14 protein-coding genes are annotated in these 20,662 nt (G+C 49.4%); 1 reads left to right on the forward strand and 13 read right to left on the reverse strand.

Annotation, left to right across the window (positions count from 1 at the left end; all coding sequences use genetic code 11):
• Window positions 1–46: 46 nt before the first annotated feature.
• The 5 genes from DW642_RS10650 to DW642_RS10670 all read right to left on the reverse strand — a co-directional run bounded on the left by DW642_RS10650 (window position 47) and on the right by DW642_RS10670 (window position 4,283).
• On the reverse strand, window positions 47–976 hold the full coding sequence (locus tag DW642_RS10650) for a nucleotidyltransferase family protein (protein WP_117510156.1): 930 nt from the start codon (window positions 974–976) through the stop codon (window positions 47–49).
• Window positions 977–991: 15 nt separating this feature from the next.
• Window positions 992–2,251, reverse strand: coding sequence for a M20/M25/M40 family metallo-hydrolase (locus DW642_RS10655; protein ID WP_117510157.1), 1,260 nt, complete (start codon window positions 2,249–2,251; stop codon window positions 992–994).
• A gap of 33 nt (window positions 2,252–2,284) precedes the next feature.
• Window positions 2,285–3,031, reverse strand: coding sequence for a copper homeostasis protein CutC (locus DW642_RS10660; protein WP_117510171.1), 747 nt, complete (start codon window positions 3,029–3,031; stop codon window positions 2,285–2,287).
• An 86-nt stretch (window positions 3,032–3,117) separates the two neighbouring features.
• Window positions 3,118–3,375 (reverse strand): sporulation transcriptional regulator SpoIIID, encoded by a 258-nt coding sequence (spoIIID, locus tag DW642_RS10665; protein ID WP_055220903.1) that lies wholly within the window; start codon window positions 3,373–3,375, stop codon window positions 3,118–3,120.
• A 68-nt stretch (window positions 3,376–3,443) separates the two neighbouring features.
• Window positions 3,444–4,283, reverse strand: a complete 840-nt coding sequence (locus DW642_RS10670; protein WP_117510158.1) for a C39 family peptidase — start codon at window positions 4,281–4,283, stop codon at window positions 3,444–3,446.
• A 314-nt stretch (window positions 4,284–4,597) separates the two neighbouring features.
• Between DW642_RS10670 and DW642_RS10680 the strand changes: the two genes are divergently transcribed.
• Window positions 4,598–4,978: a 4Fe-4S binding protein gene (locus DW642_RS10680; RefSeq protein ID WP_022463049.1), complete on the forward strand. Its 381-nt coding sequence runs from the start codon at window positions 4,598–4,600 to the stop codon at window positions 4,976–4,978.
• Window positions 4,979–5,199: 221 nt separating this feature from the next.
• On the opposite strand, the gene pulA is transcribed toward DW642_RS10680, so the two are convergent.
• From pulA to DW642_RS10725, 8 genes are all read right to left on the reverse strand, one after another.
• Window positions 5,200–9,165 carry a type I pullulanase gene (pulA, locus tag DW642_RS10685; protein WP_117510160.1) on the reverse strand — a complete coding sequence of 1,322 codons (3,966 nt, stop codon included), beginning with the start codon at window positions 9,163–9,165 and terminating at the stop codon, window positions 5,200–5,202.
• 591 nt (window positions 9,166–9,756) lie between these two features.
• Complete coding sequence (locus DW642_RS10695) at window positions 9,757–10,635, reverse strand: sugar ABC transporter permease (RefSeq protein WP_226906336.1); 879 nt, start codon at window positions 10,633–10,635, stop codon at window positions 9,757–9,759.
• The gene (locus DW642_RS10700; protein WP_117510162.1) at window positions 10,635–12,008 is read right to left on the reverse strand and encodes a carbohydrate ABC transporter permease; all 1,374 of its coding nucleotides are present in this window, start codon (window positions 12,006–12,008) and stop codon (window positions 10,635–10,637) included. Before DW642_RS10700 ends, DW642_RS10695 begins: the two co-directional genes overlap by 1 nt.
• 101 nt (window positions 12,009–12,109) lie before the next feature.
• Window positions 12,110–13,423 carry an extracellular solute-binding protein gene (locus DW642_RS10705; RefSeq protein ID WP_117510163.1) on the reverse strand — a complete coding sequence of 438 codons (1,314 nt, stop codon included), beginning with the start codon at window positions 13,421–13,423 and terminating at the stop codon, window positions 12,110–12,112.
• Between the two features lie 277 nt (window positions 13,424–13,700).
• Window positions 13,701–15,446, reverse strand: coding sequence for an extracellular solute-binding protein (locus tag DW642_RS10710; RefSeq protein ID WP_117510164.1), 1,746 nt, complete (start codon window positions 15,444–15,446; stop codon window positions 13,701–13,703).
• Window positions 15,443–17,173, reverse strand: a complete 1,731-nt coding sequence (locus DW642_RS10715; protein ID WP_158555019.1) for a sensor histidine kinase — start codon at window positions 17,171–17,173, stop codon at window positions 15,443–15,445. The genes DW642_RS10710 and DW642_RS10715 overlap by 4 nt, the downstream gene beginning before the upstream one ends.
• Before the next feature lies 1 nt (window position 17,174).
• Window positions 17,175–18,698: a response regulator gene (locus tag DW642_RS16435; RefSeq protein ID WP_117510166.1), complete on the reverse strand. Its 1,524-nt coding sequence runs from the start codon at window positions 18,696–18,698 to the stop codon at window positions 17,175–17,177.
• Between the two features lie 220 nt (window positions 18,699–18,918).
• Entirely contained in the window at window positions 18,919–20,490 is a 1,572-nt protein-coding gene (locus DW642_RS10725; protein WP_117510167.1) for an AAA family ATPase, read from the reverse strand.
• Window positions 20,491–20,662: the final 172 nt, after the last annotated feature.

Below are 20,662 nucleotides of genomic sequence, written 5' to 3' on the forward strand. Positions count from 1 at the left end.
GCGAAAGATGCGCTCATGGAGAAAATTTCCCAGTACCGTTCGTTTGTTATTCTTCCCACAGTTTCTGCGGATAACGGCCCTCGTCTTTTAATTTCTGCAGTGCTGCCATGACATTTTCTTTGTCTTCTTTGTACGTTACGCCGTACCAGTTATCATAGGAGCGGAGTACGGTGACTTCCGCTTTTTTCTCCTGCAGCAGTTCATCGACAACGAACGGCAGGAAGTATTCGCCTTTTAACGGGTTGGTTTTGTATACATTCTCGAGGAACGGCAGGAAGCGGCGTTTCAGCTCGATCAGAATGCTCGGTGTGAAGCCCCAGAGGTTCATGGAAACGATGGTTCCCTGCGGCAGTCCGGTCCAGGTTGCGCCGTCATCCTCGGTGTATTCGGCCTGTCCGCCGTGGTTTTCGATTCTTGTGCGCTCATGAATGCCGACAAGGTGGTTCTGGTCGTCTGCGGTGCAGATGCCGCGGGCTACGTGGCCATTGTCGGTCAGGGTTTTGTACAGGTCGTAGGCAACCATCGCGTACTGATAGGTCGCGCCGTCCTGCTCGGTTGTCAGCTGGCGGTAGATCTCCTCGAATGCCGTTCTTCCATAATAATCATCGGAATTGATGACGGCGAACGGTGCGCCGTCGATGGCTTCTGCCGCACAGAGAATCGCATGACCGGTTCCCCACGGTTTGACGCGGCCTTCCGGCACTTCGTAGCCTTTCGGGAGAACGTTGAGTTCCTGGTAAACATACTCTACATCCATGTATTTCTCAATTCGCTTGCCGATGCCCTCGCGGAATGCCTCGTCGATGGCTTTTTTGATGATAAAGATGACTTTCTCAAAGCCTGCCTGTTTTGCATCATAAATGGAAAAGTCGATAATCATATTTCCGTACGGGTCAACCGGATCAATCTGTTTTAATCCGCCGTAACGGCTTCCCATTCCTGCTGCCATGATGACTAATACTGGTTTTTTGCTCATGATGTTCTCTCCTTTTTATTCTCCAAAATAAGCTTTTAATCTCTCCGCAAAGTCTGCCGGGATTTCTCTTTCAAATGGAAATGGTTCTGCATCCGCCAGATACTCGGCAATTTCGCCCAGGACACCGGCGCTCCGGTTCAGTGACCAGGCGGAGATCCAGTCGATCGTATCGTGGCAGGTGTGCATGCCGAAACCATCGCGGTTCAGCGTCATCGCCGGGATGCCCTTCCATGCGAAGGTGTTGGAATCGCTGCTCCAGATGTTGTTGATGAGCGATACGCCTTTGTCCGCCTGTTTTAAGTGCTCCATGATCGCGTCGCATGCCTCTTTCGTTGCTGCCACGCCAAGCACGGTTCCGCCGATGGCCTGTCCGGCGAGGTCGACGTTCATGTTGAAGCGGTGCTGCGTCAGCTCGGCTTCATGCGCTTTCACATACGCCCGGCTTCCGCAGAGACCCAGCTCCTCCGCGCCGAACCAGATGCATTCCAGTGTCCGTTTCGGGCGGTTTTCGGCGAAGTAGTGTGCCAGCTCCATGATGATCGCTGCGCCCGCCATGTTGTCGTATGCACCAGGTCCCTGCGGAACGGAATCGTAATGAGCCGTCAGCGTCAGGATTTCCTCTGGCTGCTCGGTTCCCGGGATGCGCAGGATGATATTTTTCGACGTTCTCCTGATTTTTTTCTGCTGTAAAACGAGGCGTGCACGGCTCGCTCCCCGTTCTACCAGTTCCATCGCATCAAGATAATGAATGACGGCGCACGGCAGTTTCGGATTTTTTACGCCGCGCAGGGTGCGGTAGTCCGGCAGGCGGTCCTCGTCTTTGTCCAGCGGCGTTCCGGTCAGGATCAGAAATCCGACGGCTCCTGCTTTTTCCAGTTTTTCATAGTTTTCTGCATTGGCACCGCCGTTGATCAGGACGATTTTCCCTTCTGCATGGGAAAGGCTGACCGGGTCGCCGTTTTCTACGTAGAGGAATGGCGCCTCCACGCCTTCCGGAGCGGTATTGGCTGCCGCGAAGCAGCCGCGGACGGTGTATGTTTTCTCATATGGCTCTGTGACCGTAAAGACAGCTTCGTCAACCTGCCATGTCTCAATCTCGAACGGCTCGCGGCGGATCTGCAATTCGCCCTGCCCCCATTTTTCTGCGATTTCAGAAAGTTCTTTTTCGATCCGGCAGGCTGCTTTTTCTTCGCCTTCCGTTCCGGCTTCGCGGATGTAGTTAAACTGGCTGACGAACGCATACTGCCGCTGGCCGCTGATGGTATTTGCTTTCATAATAATGTTATGTCCTTTTCTTTTTTTATTTTCTTAAAGTTCTTCCAGTACCGCTCTCGCGCTGCGCACGGCTTTGACGTCCGTGCGGTAGAGGGTGTATTCGCTTAAGGATGGAAGTCCCATGTTCACATTTTCTTTCCGATACTGCATCGGGCTCGCCAGTTCGATTTTTCCGGACATGTGGTAGGCGGTCACGCCGGTTTTCGGATACAGCTCGCGGATCGCATCCGCGCAGATACCGCCGCCCGCCTGAATACGGATGCGTCCCGCCGCCTGGCGCTGCAGTTCGGCGAGAAGCTCTGCTCCTTTTACCGCACTGTTCTGCTGACCGGAGGTAAGAATGGTGTTCATACCGAGCGATACCGCCTGCTCAAGCGCTTCTTTGGGATCGCGGCAGACATCAAACGCGCGGTGCAGCGTCACGGACATGCCGTCGGCTGCCTCCATCAGCTGTTCCATCGCTGTCATATTCATTGTTCCATCCTCTTTCAGCACGCCGATCACAACGCCCTCTGCACCGAGTTCGCGATACATCGCAACTTCCTCGCGAATTTCTTCTAATTCATATGGGGTGTAGCAGAAATCCCCGAACCGCGGGCGGATCAATGCATGAATCGGAATGGTTGTCTGTCTGCGGATCACCTCAAACAGCTTCGAACCCGGCGTTGTTCCGCCGATCACCAGATTCTGACACAGCTCCAGCCGGCTTGCCCCGCCTTTTGCCGCCGCAAGCGCCGACTCCGCCGAGTCCACACAGACTTCCAGGATATAATCGTTCATAAAATTCCCTCTGTTTTCGTAATTTTCTTTCTCTATCATACCCTATTTGAGGCAATTAGGAAAGAGCTTCTTTGGTTCACTTTCGTTCACTTCTGCTTCTGATGCAGATATTTTTCTCTCGTTGCCATGCCGCCGCGAATGTGGCGTTCAGACTTGTTCACATCCAGAATTTTCCTTGCCTCTGCCGCCAGACCCGGATTCACTTGTACCAGACGTGATGTCAGATCCTTATGCACGGTACTTTTGCTCACTCCGAATTTTTTCGCCGTCTGCCGTACGGTCGCTTTCGTCTCAATCATGTAAATTGCTGTCTCCACAGCACGCTCTTCGATATAGTCCCTCACAAAAAGCCTCCGAAGACGCTGTTTTTACAGTGTATTCGGAGGCTTTGATGGGTATGTCTTCTATTTTATTATTTGTAATATACCCATACCGCTTTTGTCTGTTCCAGCACCTGATCGATATCCCAGGTTTTTTCGGAATTTTTTCTGCTGTTTGGGTCGTTGATTTTCAGTCTGCCATTCTGCAATCCGGTAAGAACGATAAAATGACCGTTGCTGGTAAACTCCCCGGGTCCCATCAGGGCAATGATGGGGTTTCCGGCCTGCAGGTTGTTTTCCACCCGTTCCCGTTCCACAGGGATTTCTTTGCTGGAAAGGCCGATCTGCCGGGCTCCTTCCAGCATCAGAGACCAGGCGGTTCCGCTGCCGTCTACGGCATAGCCGTTCTGTGAGGCAAAATCGGCGACCCAGCGCGGATTTTTTGTGATATCGCCAGTCATGAAAATGGCAACCATGGAAAGTGCTGTCGGTCCGCAGCCGCTTAATCCCATCACTTCACCGGCATATCGGTGATAGCCCCATCTCTGATCCCACTGCAAGAGAAGCGGAACCTCCGATGCGGATGACAGGTCGCTCAGGTCAATCTCCGGCTCCTCCTCTTTTTTCAACGGATATTCTTCGACGAACGTCTCCGTCTCATTGTTTCTCTCGTAAAGCGACAACAGCTCCTCCGGGTACTGATCCATTGAAATGCCGTTTGCTTTCGCATACCGTTGGATCGGATTCTGCCGGAAGCGCCGCACACCGCCCAAAAACAGAAGACAGCCGAACAGCAATAGCAGCCCGCGGATCCGCCATACCTTTCTTTTTCGTCTCCGTGCTCTTTCTCTTCTTTGTATTATCCTTCTTTGTGTCATTCTTTTTTGTTCTGCTATCTCTTGCCATTCCAGTGTATCGTTTTCACGGATCATGAAAAATCCCCCTCCCGATCTTATGGTGTACTCCCAAAATCTTTCTGTGCCTGATTTTGTGAGATGATTGAGAGTACATTCTTCCTTTTCATCATAACAAATTTCTGATTTTTCTTTTTGTATATTTTCCGAAGAAAAACTGCTTTTTTTCCGTCTGCTTTCTTAAGATTTTTTGTATCTGTGCAAAGCCATGCGAAACGGAAGCAAAACCGCAAGCAGGAAAAAGATGGCAAATTCCGGAAATATCATTGAGAAAAAAGTTCAAAAATGGTAAAATAGGAAAAACAACATCTTTAAGCGGAGGATAAAACAAAATGAAAAAACTGAAAGTAAAAAAAGGCAGCACCTGTATGGCTTGTCTTGCCTGTGTGGGAGCATGTTCTGAGGCATTTTATAAGGTATTTGATCCGGACAAGGCATGTCTGCAGATCGTAGAGAAAAAGGCTGTCCGCCCGATCGCCTGTCCGCAGTGCGGTAAATGTGCCGAGGCCTGTCCGGAAGGCGCCATTACCCAGAACCCGAAGGGCGTTTACATGATCAACAAGAAAAAATGTACGGGATGCGGAGCCTGTGCGAAGGCCTGTCCATTTGGCCTGATCGTAAAAACCGAGGGAAATCCGGCTTCCAAATGTATCGCCTGCGGTATCTGCGCGAAAGCCTGCCCGATGGATGTACTGGAAGTTGTGGACGAATAATGATCCGAACTCTTAGATACCGCCAGGATCTCATGTAAGCACAGATCCTGACTCATTGCTCACATAAACATAAAAATGCACTGTGGAACGTCGTCGGACAATTCCACAGTGCATTTTTCTGTTAAACGAAAAACAATTGATTCCCGCTCGCCGCCTGGCAGAATGATCGATGCCCGTTTCCGCAGACAGCATTCCGACAAAAAGGGACAAAATTTACAATTTTACTCCCGCGCCAGCAGAACCATCGATTTTGCCGGAAGCATCATGCTTTCTTTCATCTCTGCTCCATCCTCTGCACAGCGTTTTCCATCGCAGAGCAGTTTCCAGTTTCCTTCCGGGAGTTTCTGCAAAGCTTCTTTTTCCCATGGATTGTAGAAGACGCAGACTGCGCGGCCATCCGGGTATTCCAGTTCGTAACCTGCGATCTGGTTTTCACGGAAAAATGTCTTTTTACAGTCCGGCTCGCACGTTCCGTATGCCTGAAATTTTCGGCGCAGAGCGAGAAGACCACGGTAATAGTCCACCAGCTCTTCCTGCTCTAAGGCGCGTGTCCAGTCAATTTTGTTGAGCTGCCACGACGATTTGAAGCTGTTTCCTTCGCCATGCTTCGTGCGCGCAAATTCCTCACCCGCCTGGAAAAACGGCATTCCCTTGCAGGTCATCACAATGCCCGCCGCCAGACGGTTCATCGAAAGCGTCCGCTCATCCATCTTGTCAAAATCCGGCTCCGCATCCTCCTTCCGCTTCGGATCGGACAGTTTTAATTTATCCCACAGTGTATAATTATCATGTGCCGACACATACGGAATCAGCTGGCTCGCATTGCGCGGCTCGTAGGCTCCTTTTCCGTCCATCCAGCCGTCTGTCGCAGAAAGTATTCCTGCGGAAAGACGCTCTTTTCCATTGACATAGCCTCCCTCTGCGGCAATAAAAACGCTTCCCTTGATCGAATCTCTCGTATCGTCGCAGAACATGGAAATGCCATCCATCAGCCTTCCGATATTCTGTTTATCCGACGGAAAATATCCCTCCTGCATTGCGCTTGCCGCTGCTTTCCACGGTTCACCGTAAACCAGAATCTCCTCGCCGCGCGGCATCCGGTTCAGCGCTGTGCGGATCGCATTCATTGTCTCCGTATCGTGCAGTGCCATCAGATCGAAGCGGAATCCGTCGATGTGATACTCCTTCGCCCAGTAGCAAACCGAGCGCACCATAAAGCGGCGGAACATCTCCCGCTCACTCGCTGTCTCGTTTCCGCAGTCGGAACCATTGGAAATCGTGCCGTCCTCCCATTCACGATAATAATAGTAAGGAACTGTTTTCTGAAACGGCGAATCGAGATTGTACGTATGATTGTATACCACATCCATAATCACACCGATGCCGGCCTTATGCAGCGCCTGAACCATTTCCTTCATTTCCCGGATACGTACCTCCCCGTGGAACGGATCGGTTGCATAGGATCCCTCCGGCACATTGTACTGCACCGGGTCATATCCCCAGTTAAACGCTTCCGCATCATCTTCCGGCACACTGCCAAAATCGAAAACAGGAAGCAGATGCACATGAGAAATGCCAAGCGATTTCAGGTAATCGAACCCCGTCGCATGAATCCCGTCGCCGTTCAGCGTCGTGCCTTCTTCCGTAAACGCCAGAAACTTTCCACGGTGTTTATCCGAAATACCGGAATGCGGATCACTCGAAAAATCTTTCACATGAAGCTCATACACACAACGATCCTCCGGCCGGATTTCCGGTCTTTCATCCTGCTCCCAGCCTGCCGGGTCCGTCTCTGCAAGATTCACCACCATGCTCCGCTCCGAATCAATACCGGAAGCCACGCCGTACGGATCTGTCGTATCAAAGACACCATCCGAGTGCAGGATATGATACGTATAATACGTTCCATACCGCGCTCCCTGCACTGCACAGCTCCAGACACCCTTTTCGCCGCGCGTCATCGCAATCGAGGCTATTTTTCGGTCCCCGCGCTCACGGCTGCTGCCGCAGGAAAACAGTTCCAGCGAAACCTCCATTGCTGTCGGCGCCCAGAGCTTCCATTCTGTCACAAACTGCTCATCCTTTTTCGGCATCTGCCAGTTTCCATCACATTCCCTGCTCTTTCTCACCGAGACACCGAGGTCATCTCCTTCGTACGTAAAGTTTTCCACAAATTCTTCCGATTCAAAAAAGCTTTTCCACTCCGCCGGCGTTCTTTTCACCACCGCATTCATCTTCTTTCCCTCCATTTCTTTGTAAACCCGCAGAATCTCTCCGACACTCCACGCCTGCGCATAGCAGCCCTTCGACATCACCGGCGCCGCACCATCATAAATCTCCGCCAGATGAAACAGACATCCTTCCTGCATCCAGCTCGCAAGACGGTCCAGTCCGCGGCGCACTTCCTGTTTTCCCTCCTTCGGGAAATAGTTCAGCACCGCACGGAAATACGCCCCAAGCGGAAATCCCCAGACTGTCCCCTGATGATATGCCCTGTCACGCTCCGGCTGGCTTCCGCCGATCCATGGATGAAACGCCGGATCCTCCATCTCCAATGACCGCAGTCCTGCTGTCGTATACAGCTTTTCTTTGACCGCCTGTAAGATCCGCTGCCCCTGCTTCTGACTCATCATCTGAAACGGAAGCGCCAGCACAAAGACCTGATTGCATCGGAACTGCTTTTCTTCATACGTGCCGTTCAGCACATCCTTCAGATATCCTTCCTCTTCCATCCAGAACTTTTCGAGAAAACTCTTCTTCACCTGCTCCGCAAGCTTCCCATACGCCGATCCATCCTTTCCGACAAACGGCGCCAGCTCTTTCAGAATCCTCAGACCATTATACCAGTATGCATTAATCTCCACTGGCTTTCCGTGACGCGGTGTCGGCAGCTCCTTGTCAATCCGCACATCCATCCACGTCACCTGCTCCAGGCCGCCCCCGGCCATAATCAGCCCGTCACTGTCCATTTTAATATGGAAATCCGTTCCCTTCTGATACCAGAACACAATATCCTCCATCACCGGAAACGCCTCACGTACAAACTCCACATCTCCTGTCTCAAGGTAATACTCATACACCACATCCAGAAACAAAAGTGCCGCATCCACCGTATTATACATCGGAAGCGCATCCCCCTCCGGAAACAGGTTCGGCATCAGTCCTTCTTTTGTATATGCCATAAAAGTCCGAAGAATGCTCTTACACGCCTCATACTCCCCAAGTGCCAGCGTGCATCCCGGAAGCGAAATCATCGTATCCCGCCCCCAGTCCGCAAAATAAGGAAAACCAGCCATAATACTCTTTCCGCCTGTCGATGCGCGTTCCGTAATATACTGACTCGCACTCACCGCCAGCCGCTTTCCCACCGGATCAGAAATCCCGGACTTTTCCGCAATCATCTCCTGCCGCTTCTCTTCCTCTTCTATCCACAGCGCAATCCTTTCCTCATCCCACTTATCCACATCATCCGCGAGACTATACACAACAAAAAAGACCTGCTCCCTGCCGTCTCCCATCATCTCAAACCGAATCCGATGATTCACGACAGCACTTCCGATGCCATCTCTTCCATCCCGCGCATCCTGCTCAAAAAACAAATCCCTCCAGATCCTCTCCTTCTCCATCTGAAGCTCCCCATTTGTCCCATAAGAAAGAATCACACCATTGCTCGCAATACACTTCCGGTCCACCGCAAAATCCTGCCCCTCCTGCAGCTGCTCCCCCTTCGCCGCAAACCGCATCACCGGCCGAACCGAAAAACTCCCCTTCTTCCCACTTCTCACCCGATACCGGACAAGAACCGTATTCTCCCCCTGAACCATCCCAATCGTCTTCTCAATCTCAACCCCCTTCACCCGGTAAAACCATACCGGCAGACTCCCCATCTCAAACCCTTCCAGAAACCGAAACCCCTCCACATTCTGCGTCCGATTCACAAACTCCTGTGAAAACAGCTCCGTCTCCTCACCATCCACCTCCAACGTCTCCCAGACATTCGAAATCAGATGCTCCCGCACCGTAGGCGCCTTCAGCGCCCCCATCAACAGCGCCTGATCATTCCTCGCCGCATTCCCCATCACCGTCAGCGAACAATAACCTCCCAGTCCGTTCGTCAGCAAAAAACACTTCTTTTCTCCACTCCGAAAATCCATCCACTCCGAAGCATTCAGTCGAATCCTATCCATACCGCAAAACCTCCAAATTTCACACAATATGTTCCCGGAACTTTTCTGTTCTCATAAAATCAAGCACAAAAAACTCCGGAAATATTTTTTTCATTCTATCTCCAAACTTTGCACCAGTCAACAAACTCACGCCGATTCGCCCTCCAGGCGAATCCAGCCCCTCTCCCCGTCCTCCAACACACTCTCCCCTTCCACACACAACAATCTCACGCCGATCTGCCCTCCGGGCAGATCCAGCCCATCCTCCCGTCCTCCAACCCCAGGATCTGGCTCCGACGGCGTGGCACCTGCCGCGCAGACGGGCGCATTGGCATCGGCGGCATGCGGATGATGCACGCGTGGGAGGCAGTGGAGTGAGGATGACGGACGGCCATCCAGGCCGGAAGTCAAGAGGCTCTGAGACGGGAAATCATCAGATTTCCTGTCGAATAGCCTCGGTTCCTCAATCCACCGCCTCCCACACGTCATCATCCGCCCGCCGATGCCACCGCGCCCGTCTGTGCGGCAGGTGCCACGGCGCCGGAGCCAGATCCGTCCCTCCCCCCCCACACACAAATAGAGCAGCCGACCCCTCATCGGCTGCTCCACAAATCATCCTTTGACGGCTCCTGAAAGCCCATCTGTATAATATCTCTGCATTACAACAAACAAAATCGCAATCGGCACCGAAATGCAAACCGCTCCCGCCGCAAAGCAAGTATACCAGCTGTCGATATACTCCTTCTCCAGCATCTTCCACAGACCCAGTGCAACCGTATAATACTTCGCATTCGCCCTGCAGATAACCTTTGCGAAAATAAAGTCCAGCCACGGTCCCAGAAATGCACTCAAAGTCGTGTACACAATAATCGGCTTACTCAGTGGAATTGTCACCTTCGTAAATACCTGGAATCTCGTTGCTCCATCCAGATAAGCCGCCTCATCCAGTGCCTTCGGAACCGTATCAAAAAATCCCTTTGCAAGCAGGAATCCCGCTCCGGAACCGCCCGAGTACACCAGAATCAATGCCACACGGATCATTGATCCCTCCGAAAGACCAACTGCCTTTAAGATATAGTAGACAGCAACCATCGACATAAATGCCGGGAACAGACCTAAGATCATCGCGATGTTCATGTAAGTCTTACGGATTTTAAACCGCATTCTCGACATGCAGTAAGAAACCGAAAGCACAAATATTGTAGAAATCAGACAACTGAACACCGCAATGATAAATGTGTTCTTAAACATCTGCGGAAAGTCTAACACCTGCGTATCTGTAAACAGACGCACATAATTATGAAGCGTATATCCCTTTGGGAAAAAGCTGGTAACATAAGATCCCTTCTGTGTGCTGAAGCTTAAGAGTGCAATCCACAGAACCGGAATCACCCATACAATCGCAAGCAGTGCCAGAACCACATGTACAACCACATCGGAAATCATTCCGCGCGCTTTCATGGAGTGTGTTTTTTTCTCTTTGTTATTCATTATTGGAATCCCTCCTCGTTCTTGTAAGAACCAGTATTCCGGTACGTGATCAGTGAAACTACCGCCAGAATGACAAAGGTAAGAATACCGACAACCGCACCAACGTTAAAGTACTGTAAGTCAACCGTCAGCTTGTACAGCCAGGTAACCAGAAGGTCCGTCTTTCCGGCGGTTGCTCCGACCGGAACCGGTGCTCCTGCAGTCAGCAGATAGATAACGTTGAAGTTGTTGATATTACCCGTAAACGTTGTAATCAGATACGGAGTCGTGACAAACAGCATATACGGCAGCGTAATTTTAAAGAAAATTGTCACAGGGCCTGCGCCGTCCACACGGGCTGCCTCGTAAAGCTCACCCGGAATGTTCTGTAAGATACCGGTAACCTGCATCATGGTAAACGGAATACCAACCCAGAGGTTGATGATAACAACCGTCGCTCTCGCCCAGGTCGCATTTGTCAGGAACGGAAGCGGACTGCTGATCAGCCCGGCCTGAATCAAAAGATTGTTGACCAGGCCGTTGTCCTTTAACATCGTACGCATCAGAAGAAGAGAAACGAACTGCGGAATTGCAGCGGAGAGCATAAAGCAGAATCTCCAGAATCCCTTGATGCGGGTCGTTTTACGGTTGATGACAATCGCAAGAATCATACCAAAAATATAGTTCAGGAAGGTAGCGAGCACAGCCCAGATCAGTGTCCATCCAAGAACAGACCAGAATGTCTTGCCGATCGAGTTGCCCATGCCAAGAACCGTACTGAAATTTTTCAGTCCAACCCAATGAAAAATCGTCAGATGGTCGCCGACTTTACTGTAGCTGGTGAAAGCCATACAGATCATAAAGACCAGTGGAAGGATTGTGAAAATCACAATACCGAGAATCGGAAGTGTCAGCAGGGTCCAGTGCAGTCTTTTGTCAACGAGTGCTTCCAGATCCTCTTTGATGGTGTTGATATGTTTCCCTTCCTTTGCGCGACACTCTACCTCATAAGCACTCTTCATATTGACACGCCAGATCATAAAGAAGAGAACCGTAATAAAAATCGTTGCTACTCCGTAGAGCAGGAACAGAATTGTCATATCGCCGCCGGTATATTCATAAATACCCTTGGCCTCGTTCCACACCTCTTCCTGCGCACGGCCGCCCAGGGTGATGAGATGATAGAGATTGTTGATACCGCCCTCGATCATAAACAGGAGATACGCAATTTCTACTGCCAGAAATAAAATACCCTTTACGATCTGTTTGTGAGCCAGATTTCCCAGTCCCATGACAAGCATGGAAAGTTTCGTGACCGCATCGCCCTTTGTGATGGCTTTTGTCACCGGATAGGGAGTCTCAAACTCTTTGGCGCGTTTTTTCAATGATGCCATAATCTATCCTTTCCGAAAGACAGGCATTGTCAATCCTGGTGTCTGACAATGCCTGCGGTTTCAATCCTGTTGATTTTCGAACGCTTCAGAGCCGGTTTTACTTACTCGACTGCAGAAGTATTCATGCTTGTGTTCAGTTTCTCTGTCATTTCTGCAGCGTTATCATGGGTAACTTCACCGTTGACCAGAGATTTACCAAAATTCTCTGCCGGAGTCCAGTAGTTGCTCATATTCTTAACGAACGGCTGGATGATAGAAGTATTGTTGAAGGTATCGTTCTGAGCAGTTACCAGTGCATCGTCTGTGATCTGGGAAAGCAGCTCTTCGTTACACGGAACTACATTTCTCATTTCATAGTGTGCTTTCTGAGCATCTGCGCTTCCGAGATATCTTGCAAGAGCAACTGCAACCTGCGGATATTCACAGTTCGGATTCACACCGATTGCTTTAGAGCCGGAGAAGGATTTCATCTGTTTCTCCTCGCCGTTGATGGTGATGGTCGGAAGCTGTACAACACCGTAATTATCACCGAGTGCCTCTTTAACTGCGGATGCATCCCAGGAACCGGAGAACATTGCTTTTACAGAACCGTCACGCAGACCGGAAAGACCGGATCCGTCTGCATCAGATACGAAGTTCGGATTGTTTACCAGGTCAACCAGGTAATCGGTTACTGCTTTTGCTTTATCGCCTTCGAAGTCAACGCCTGCTGCCTCGTCTGTTCCGTCCTCACCGAACAGCGTACAGCCGTTTGCTACGTAGAAGGAAGCAATGTACCAGGAGTTTGTAATCGGGAAGGAAATCTTGTCTTTTGCGATCATGGTATCCAGGTTTTTCACTTCATCCTCAGTGAATGCAGATTTATCATAGTACATAAACCAGGTGTTTGTGGTGAATGGTACACCGTAGATATCGCCGTCAACGGATACGGAATCTACAATTGCCTGAGAGTTGTTCTCTTTTACCTCCTCAACTGTCTGTCCGCCGAGTTTTGAAATTCCGTTTGCAGCGATCAGGGATGTCAGGTTGTCGTTTGCAAACATGTAAACATCTGCTGCTCCTTCAACGTCCTGTGTTACGGTATCTTTTGCATCGCTCTCTGCGCATACACCGTAATCAAAGGTAATGTGCCAGGATGGATGCTCCTCTGCAAACTGATTGCACATGGTCTGCAGCCACTCACCGCTGTCGCTTGCCTGATCCTCTGACGGAGACCATACGGTAAGGGTTGTGGTAATTTCCTCTTCCTCTGCTGCGTTGGAAGCAGATGCGCTTGTGCTTCCTGCCTCGGATGTGCTCTTGGAATCGTTTCCGGAAGCGGCATTTGAAGAACCGCTGTCGCTGTTTCCGCATCCTGCCAGCATGCCAACTGCAAGTGCTGCGGTCATCATAATAGATACTACTTTCTTTTTCATATTGAAAATCCTCCTTATATGATTTTTCTTTCTGGAACGTCTGCTGTCATATCGCATTTGCTGCTTGGTATCTCTCGTTCTTGTTGATTTTATTATAGCAGTTGGCGGATTTTTCTGAAATATCAAGAATCTATGATCTATGTTGGATTTCTACGTTACATTTCTACACCGGAGCGTATCCGAAAAATCATTTCCGCAATCTGCAGAATTCTTTTCCGCAACAAAAAAAGAGGCCGCGCACCGTTTTTCCGGTGCGTCCTGCCTCCTCTTCTGTTTTTTATTCCGCCTTCTGCTCGGCTTTTTCTTCTGTCTTCTGATCTTCCTGTGAACTCAGGCTTTTCCTTTCCTGAATCATCTCCTGAATGATTTCATCTCCGCCTTCCTCCTGCCACTCTTTTACAAAATCATCAAAAGAAGAAAGCTCAGACTCGCCCCGGATAATTTTTAAAAAGGTCTCCGATTCCAGTTCTTTTAAGGTGTAACGATATGCTTCTGTGGTCTTCGTCCGGGTCGGATAAATCGTATTCACTCTTTGAATCTTTTCGTCGCTTAAAAGCGAGCAGGCTGTGATACGGGATAAATACGCGCTCCACTCCTCCGCACTCGCTGTTTTCGGGTTCTCCAGATAGGCGCGGCATACCTTTTCGAACGATCTTTCCAGAATCTCCAGCTCATCCTCCGATTTTTCCCCGTTCAGTGCCGCCTGCAGATTTTCGTAACAGATCGTCAGTGCCTGATTATAGTCGAGATTGATTGCTAAGGGGCGTGCCGTCGGATCGATATTTCCCGTATAATATTGCTGAAATTCTCCCCTTGGATCATCGTAGGAATAGCGCATATAATCAAACATCACCGACAGGATCTTCGGCACAATCTCCGGATATTCATACCCTTTTCGCACTACCACATAATTTCCGGTCAGCTTTTCGTTGCAGTACCGCACACTTCCATCCTTCCCGGTCCGAATCAGAAACGGCTGCCAGTCGGCCTCCGGATCCGTCTCATGACAGCGCCAGAGCGGGTTGTTCGGTGCCCACCACGGTGCGAAGAAAATGCCGCAGCGTCCCTGGGCAATGAGATCGGCAATGTCATCCTGTGTGCGGATCAAAAAGTCCCGGTCAAGGACGCCCTCCTGGTACCAGTCTGCTAACATGCCAAGTGCGTCTTTTACATTGGGCTGAACGGAACCATAAACCGGCATTCCTTCCGCATCCGTCAGCCATCTTCCCGGATATGCACCAAATGAGGCAAAAATAAGATTCATGCCGTATTCCGAAGAAATGCCCGTGCCGCCGTACAGAGTTGTGCTGACTGCAAGACCGATGTTACCCATCTCCTGGTTTGCCGGATTCTCCTCTGCAAACGTCAACGCAATATGTTTCACATCATCGATCGTTTCCGGTACGGAAAGTCCCAGTTTTTCCATCCAGTCCTTCCGCACCCATAGAAGATTCGGACCGTCTGAAATGTTGGTTTCCGGGAATGCCATCAGCTTTCCGTCAAAGGTACAGCCCTGCAGAATCTCCTCACCGTAGCTTGCATAAATATCCTTGATACGGTCGCTGGCACAATTTGCATAAACCTCTGTAAGATCGGCAAGCTGATCGTTTTTCTGCATGGCATTCATCGTTTTCTGATCCACAACCATGATATCGGCAATGTTTCCTGTTGCAATCATGGTAGAAATGCCAACGTTATAGGTATCACCGTAGTTTTCATAAACATCCTCGTTCTGTACATTAATGATTTCGCGGATCAGGCGTGTATAGGCATTGTCCTCATAGGTTTCTCCCTCCGGGAGATTGGAATTATTCACACCCGTCATTTTTGCCAGCGTGTACGTGATGGTTTCCGGGTAACGTCCGTACGGCGTTGTTTTCGCTTCCGTAAGAGCCGCAGCCTCATTTCCGGCAGCATCGGAAACAGAATCATTCCCTGCTGCGCCACTTTCTCCGCAGCCACCCAGAATCGTTCCCGCTGCCAGCAATACAGCGAGGCCTGCCGCAATTTTTTTTTGCATCATGCCTGTACCTCCCTTTCCACACCCGGAATCCGTACCGTCACTTTCGTTCCCTTTCCCGGCTCACTCTCAATCGAAAGACCATACGCTTCTCCGTATTCGAGCTGAATCCGGGAATTGACATTCCGCACACCGTAGCCGCTGCTCTTCTCCGTCAGAATGGTCTGTGCTTTTTCCTGTTCCATACCAACACCATTATCCGCCACGGAAAGCACCACACAGTCTCCGTCGCGCCGTCCGCTGATTGTAATCACGCCGGGCTCACTGCCGCGCCGCCGGTCAATTCCATGTACAATCGCATTTTCGGCAAGCGGCTGCAGAATCAGGTTCAGTGTACGGTAATCCAGAATATCCTCCGCCACATCCATTTTGACCGTAAAACTGTAGTCGTGAAACATTTCCTGAATCTGCAGATACGAACGCACATTATCAATCTCCTCGCGGATGGACATCGTATTTTTGCCTTTGTTCAGAGAAGTCCGGTAGTACCGCGAAAGCGCCAGCGTAGCCTTGCTGATATCATCCGAACCGATTTCCAATGCTTTCCAGTTGATCAGCGACAACGAATTATACAGAAAATGCGGGTTAATCTGCGCACGGAGCGCCGTCATTTCATACTGCTTCTGGCGGATGCGGCTCTCATAGACTTCCTGAATCAGCTGACGGATACGCGACAGCATCTGGTTAAAGCCGCGCGTCAGATCACCGATCTCATCTCTTTCCGTAGAAACCAGCTCTACTTCCAGATTTCCTTCGTCTACCTCAGCCATTGTCATTTTCAGCCTTTCAAGGCGGTGTGCCATATTTCCGGAGAATCTCATAATCACGACCGCAGAGAAAAGGACGCAGCCCGCCCACATCAGAAGAACCATCAGAAGAATCGGCTGCATCGGACTGATGATGCCTTTTTTCGGCAGATAGCACGCGGCATGCCATCCATTCTGCTCAATCTCCTTTTCCAGGAGAATGTAGTTCGCTGTATTCTGCTTCTCTTTTTTTTGTATCTTCTGAAAGTCTGAAAATTCCATCTGGTATTTCGCATTCCTGGTCATCTTCTGATTTTCATACAGCACTTCTTTGTCCTCATTGTAGACGAAAACACCGTAATCCTCATTAACTGCAAGCTCCATGGAGCCAAAAATCTTACTGTAGTCCATGGAAATGTATAAAAAACCGCCTTTTCCGTCATCAATCAGCGGCATAGACCGCACCAGCGTCACCGTTCCCTGATCCATATCGGCATACCAGTGAACATCATTGTCTGCCGGTGCTGTCCATTCATCATTTTCCATTTCCCGCGCCGGACGCAGATACGTGCCGTGCGGAATGACGAAATCACGCACATAGACCGTAGACTGTCGGATTTCCGGGTAAAAATAACTTAAGGAATCCATCATCGGATCAAACTCTTTCACCATGCGCTCGTATGCTTCGAAGCTGTTTTTGTCTTCTGCCTTTACAATCTGAACAATTGTCTGGTCGAATGCCAGATAGTCCGACATACTCTGGTGCAGCGCAAGCTCCGTATTCACATCGTCCACTGCCTGATCAAAGGTGGTTTGCAGATTTTTGATCTCACGCTCGACAAGTACACGACGCATCTGGGTGTAAAACATTGTGAACATCAGGCACATTGGGAAAAGTCCTGTGAGAACGTAAGCCACGATAAGCTTCCGGTGTACCTTCATATCTGAAAATGCTTTTTTTATTCTAGCGGCAAATGATGTCATCTTACTCCCCCTGATCCCGGTATTTCTGCGGGCTGATTCCAAAATATTCGCGGAAGCTCTGACAGAAATAGGACACATTCACAAAACCACACTTTTCACAGATTACGCCGATTTTTTCGTTTGTATTTTCGAGCATTTCCCGTGCGCGCTCCATACGGAAACCTTTTAAGTAGCGGCTCAGGTTTTCTCCTGTATTTTTCTTGAAAATGCTGCTCAGATAATTCGGGGTCATGCCAACCTCGCGCGCAAGCTGGTCAACACCCATGCCACTGTCAGAATAGTTCTCACAGATATACTGTTTAATCTGCTCGACTTCTCTGCGTTTCGCAACACCGCCGTCTGCGCGGAAGACCGTTTCGAGCCGGTCAATACCCATACGGACCGCTTGAATCACACCGGCCATGTTGCTGCTGTGATACAGGGCGTCGATCTCACGGTCCAGCTCTCGCTCATCTTTTCTCTCGAGATTGTCGTAAATCTCTTTCAATAAGTTAGAAAACATAAATTTGATGTAAATCTGAGAAAAAATCGTCTGGTGCTCATACTTTTCGCAGAACTGGTCAAAGTGTTCACGCAGGCTCTCCAGATCCTTCATGCGAATGTCCTGCTGGATCTGGCGGATCAGGATTTCAGCATCAATCTGCACCAGCACCTCGGACTGCTCCTCCTGAAAAGGAAGAAAAACATGGTTTCCCGTGTGATAAAAGCGCCGCTCCATGAGCTGCTCCGTCTGTGCAAATGCATCGTAAAGCTCACCGTCCGGCGTGATCTCGCCCGACACGGCCAGAAAGCATTCCTGGTCCCACATTTCACGAATATAATGGTACAGCTTCCGTCCGAACGCTTCCCAGCCGCCATCCGGCTCCTCGCTAAAAAACAGAATGGACTGCTGTGGGTTCAGGTTCAGATAGTGAAACGGCATCTGCAAATCGCTCTGCATCTTTTCAATCTGTTCGCTGTTTACCTGTTCAAAATAGTTGTTGGCACACTCCAGCAGTACCATACGGCAAAAATCCCGGACAAAGCTCATATCGAGAAGCATCTGTGTTTTCTCCTGCATTGCGCTGCGGCTCTGCCCATTGACCATCAGATACAGCAAATGTTCCCGCATAAACTCCATACTTTCGTCCTTCCGTTTTTCCTCGCGCTCACTTTTTGCAAGCTTTTCCGTGATTTCACCAACCACCTTTTCAAATTCTTCCGGGTTGACCGGTTTTAAAATATAGGCGGAAACACCGTAGGAAATTGCCTTTTTTGCGTAGGAAAACTCATCATACCCGCTGAAAATCACCGTTTCCGTCCCCGGATACGCCTCATGAATCCGGGAAAGAAGCTCAATTCCATCCATGAACGGCATATTGATGTCGGTCAGCAGTACGTCAATTTTCTCTTTTTCAAACACCTCCAGCGCTTCCTCTCCATTGGAGGCCTCCAGAATATTCTCCCGGATATTCATCCGCGAAAGCAGCATCCGAATGCCCTTTCGCTCTATCATTTCATCATCTACAATCAGATATGTGTACATGCATCGATCCTCTTTCTAAGCAGCCTGCCTAAAGCGGCGCATACTGGTTTTATTATACCATTCCCGCGGCAGAATTGCATAGCATTTACCGCTCAAAACCGTTACCGGAAACGCAAAACCAGAGCCGGTGAAAACATTCTCATCCGACTCTGGTTTTTCTATTACATGATTTCAGGACACCACTCATCCTGTCCCGAATCAGGCCTTCGTCCTCTCCCTTTTACTTCTGATATTCCTCAATTCTGCAAACATGTTCTTTTGTCTTTTTATTATAATTAATTCCTACCAGAAGCAAGTTTCCCTGATATTCTTCCAGACTTCTGCAATATTCTTTGTCCTTAATCTGCGCAAGCGCACCCTCTGCTGTTTTGTCCCATTTCAGTTCTACAACCAGCGCCGGTTTGTCCTGGTATCTTTTTCTTGGTACGAAAACAAGATCCGCAAACCCTTTTCCCCCAGGCAGTTCACGGTAAACCGTGTAAAAATTCCGTGCTGCATACAGCGCCAGTGAAATCGTATAGCTCAACGCATTTTCATCATTGTACTGAAGCTGTGACGTTTCAAAATGTGCCAGCCGAATTCCCTCTGCTACCTGTGTTTCCTGTTTTTCCCACACAGCCTGCAGAAGATCTGCGGAATTTTTCAGTGCCTTTGAAATATCTCCCCATTGGGAAACGGTTACCGCACTGGCATATTCTGACTGTACCTCGGCATTCGGAATAAAAACATATTTATTCTGTTCCTCATAACCAAGATATCCAAGATGAATCAGCAGTGTCAGCACATCATCCTCTGTCCGGAAAGTTGTCATATCATTCGTAAAACTGCCCGTGTTCACCGGAATCTTTTTCCCTGCCATCATCTGCAGTACGTCATCCCGCAGGCCGTCAAAATTCAGATCAATATACCACTGTAGTGCTTCAAATGTTTCTGTCTGATTCCAGTAATTGCCGATTTTCCGGAATCGCATGGCATTGACAACCGAACGCGGGCTGTAAACCGAACTTTCTCCCGGGAACGAATAGCCGTCATACCAGTTTTTAATTTCTGCCAGATCCATCTGGTACCGGCCGCAGAGTTCTTCTACTTCCTGCTCCGTAAATCCTACATATTCTGCGAGCGGCCCTGGATCAAGCATTGTAAATTCATCAAACATATTCAGGGCAGAGTGGGTTCCATATTTTTTGATCGGCAGAATACCCGTCAGATAGGCAAGTGCTACGTAAACCTTATCTTTCAAAAAATCCCGCAGGAAATCAAGATACTCTTCCTGTGCTTTTTTATCCTGCTGATATTCCCGGAAAACACAGTCCCATTCATCAATGATAATGACAAACGACTGTTTTGTTGCCGCATAAATATCCTGCATTGATTCTACCAGATCCGTATCATCAAAGTAGTCCACGTCCGGATAACTGTTTTTCAGTTCCCGCAGCAGCATTCTTCGAACACGGTCAATCACCTGGCCAATTTCCTTGCTCCGGCTCAGAAATTCCTGCATATTCAAAAAAATCGTAGGATATTGATTTAAGTGCTGTGCAAATACAGCATTTTGAGAAATTTTCAATCCAGAAAAAAGTTCTCTGGAATCGCATTCCTTCCCATAATAAGCCGTCAGCATATCCGCCGTCATAGATTTTCCAAAGCGCCGCGGACGGCTGACACAGACATATCTCTGCACAGTATTAATCACCTGATTGGTATACTCGATCAGCCCTGTTTTATCCACATAAATTTCGGACTGAACCGCTTTTGCAAATTTTTCATTTCCCGGATTCAGATAAACTCCCATATTCCACCTGCGCCTTTCTCTTTCTACCTCTATCATACGATATTCTTGCCTTAAGGTGAACCTCACATGACTAAAGTCACGTGCTTCCGGCCGCTTTAAGCGGCAGACCAAATATCGGTGGATACGCCTGTTATTTAGATTTTGCACAGATATGTGCTTCTTCCATGCCGGA

This window comes from Blautia sp. AM23-13AC (genome assembly GCF_003435675.1).
GTDB lineage: Bacteria > Bacillota > Clostridia > Lachnospirales > Lachnospiraceae > Fusicatenibacter > Fusicatenibacter saccharivorans.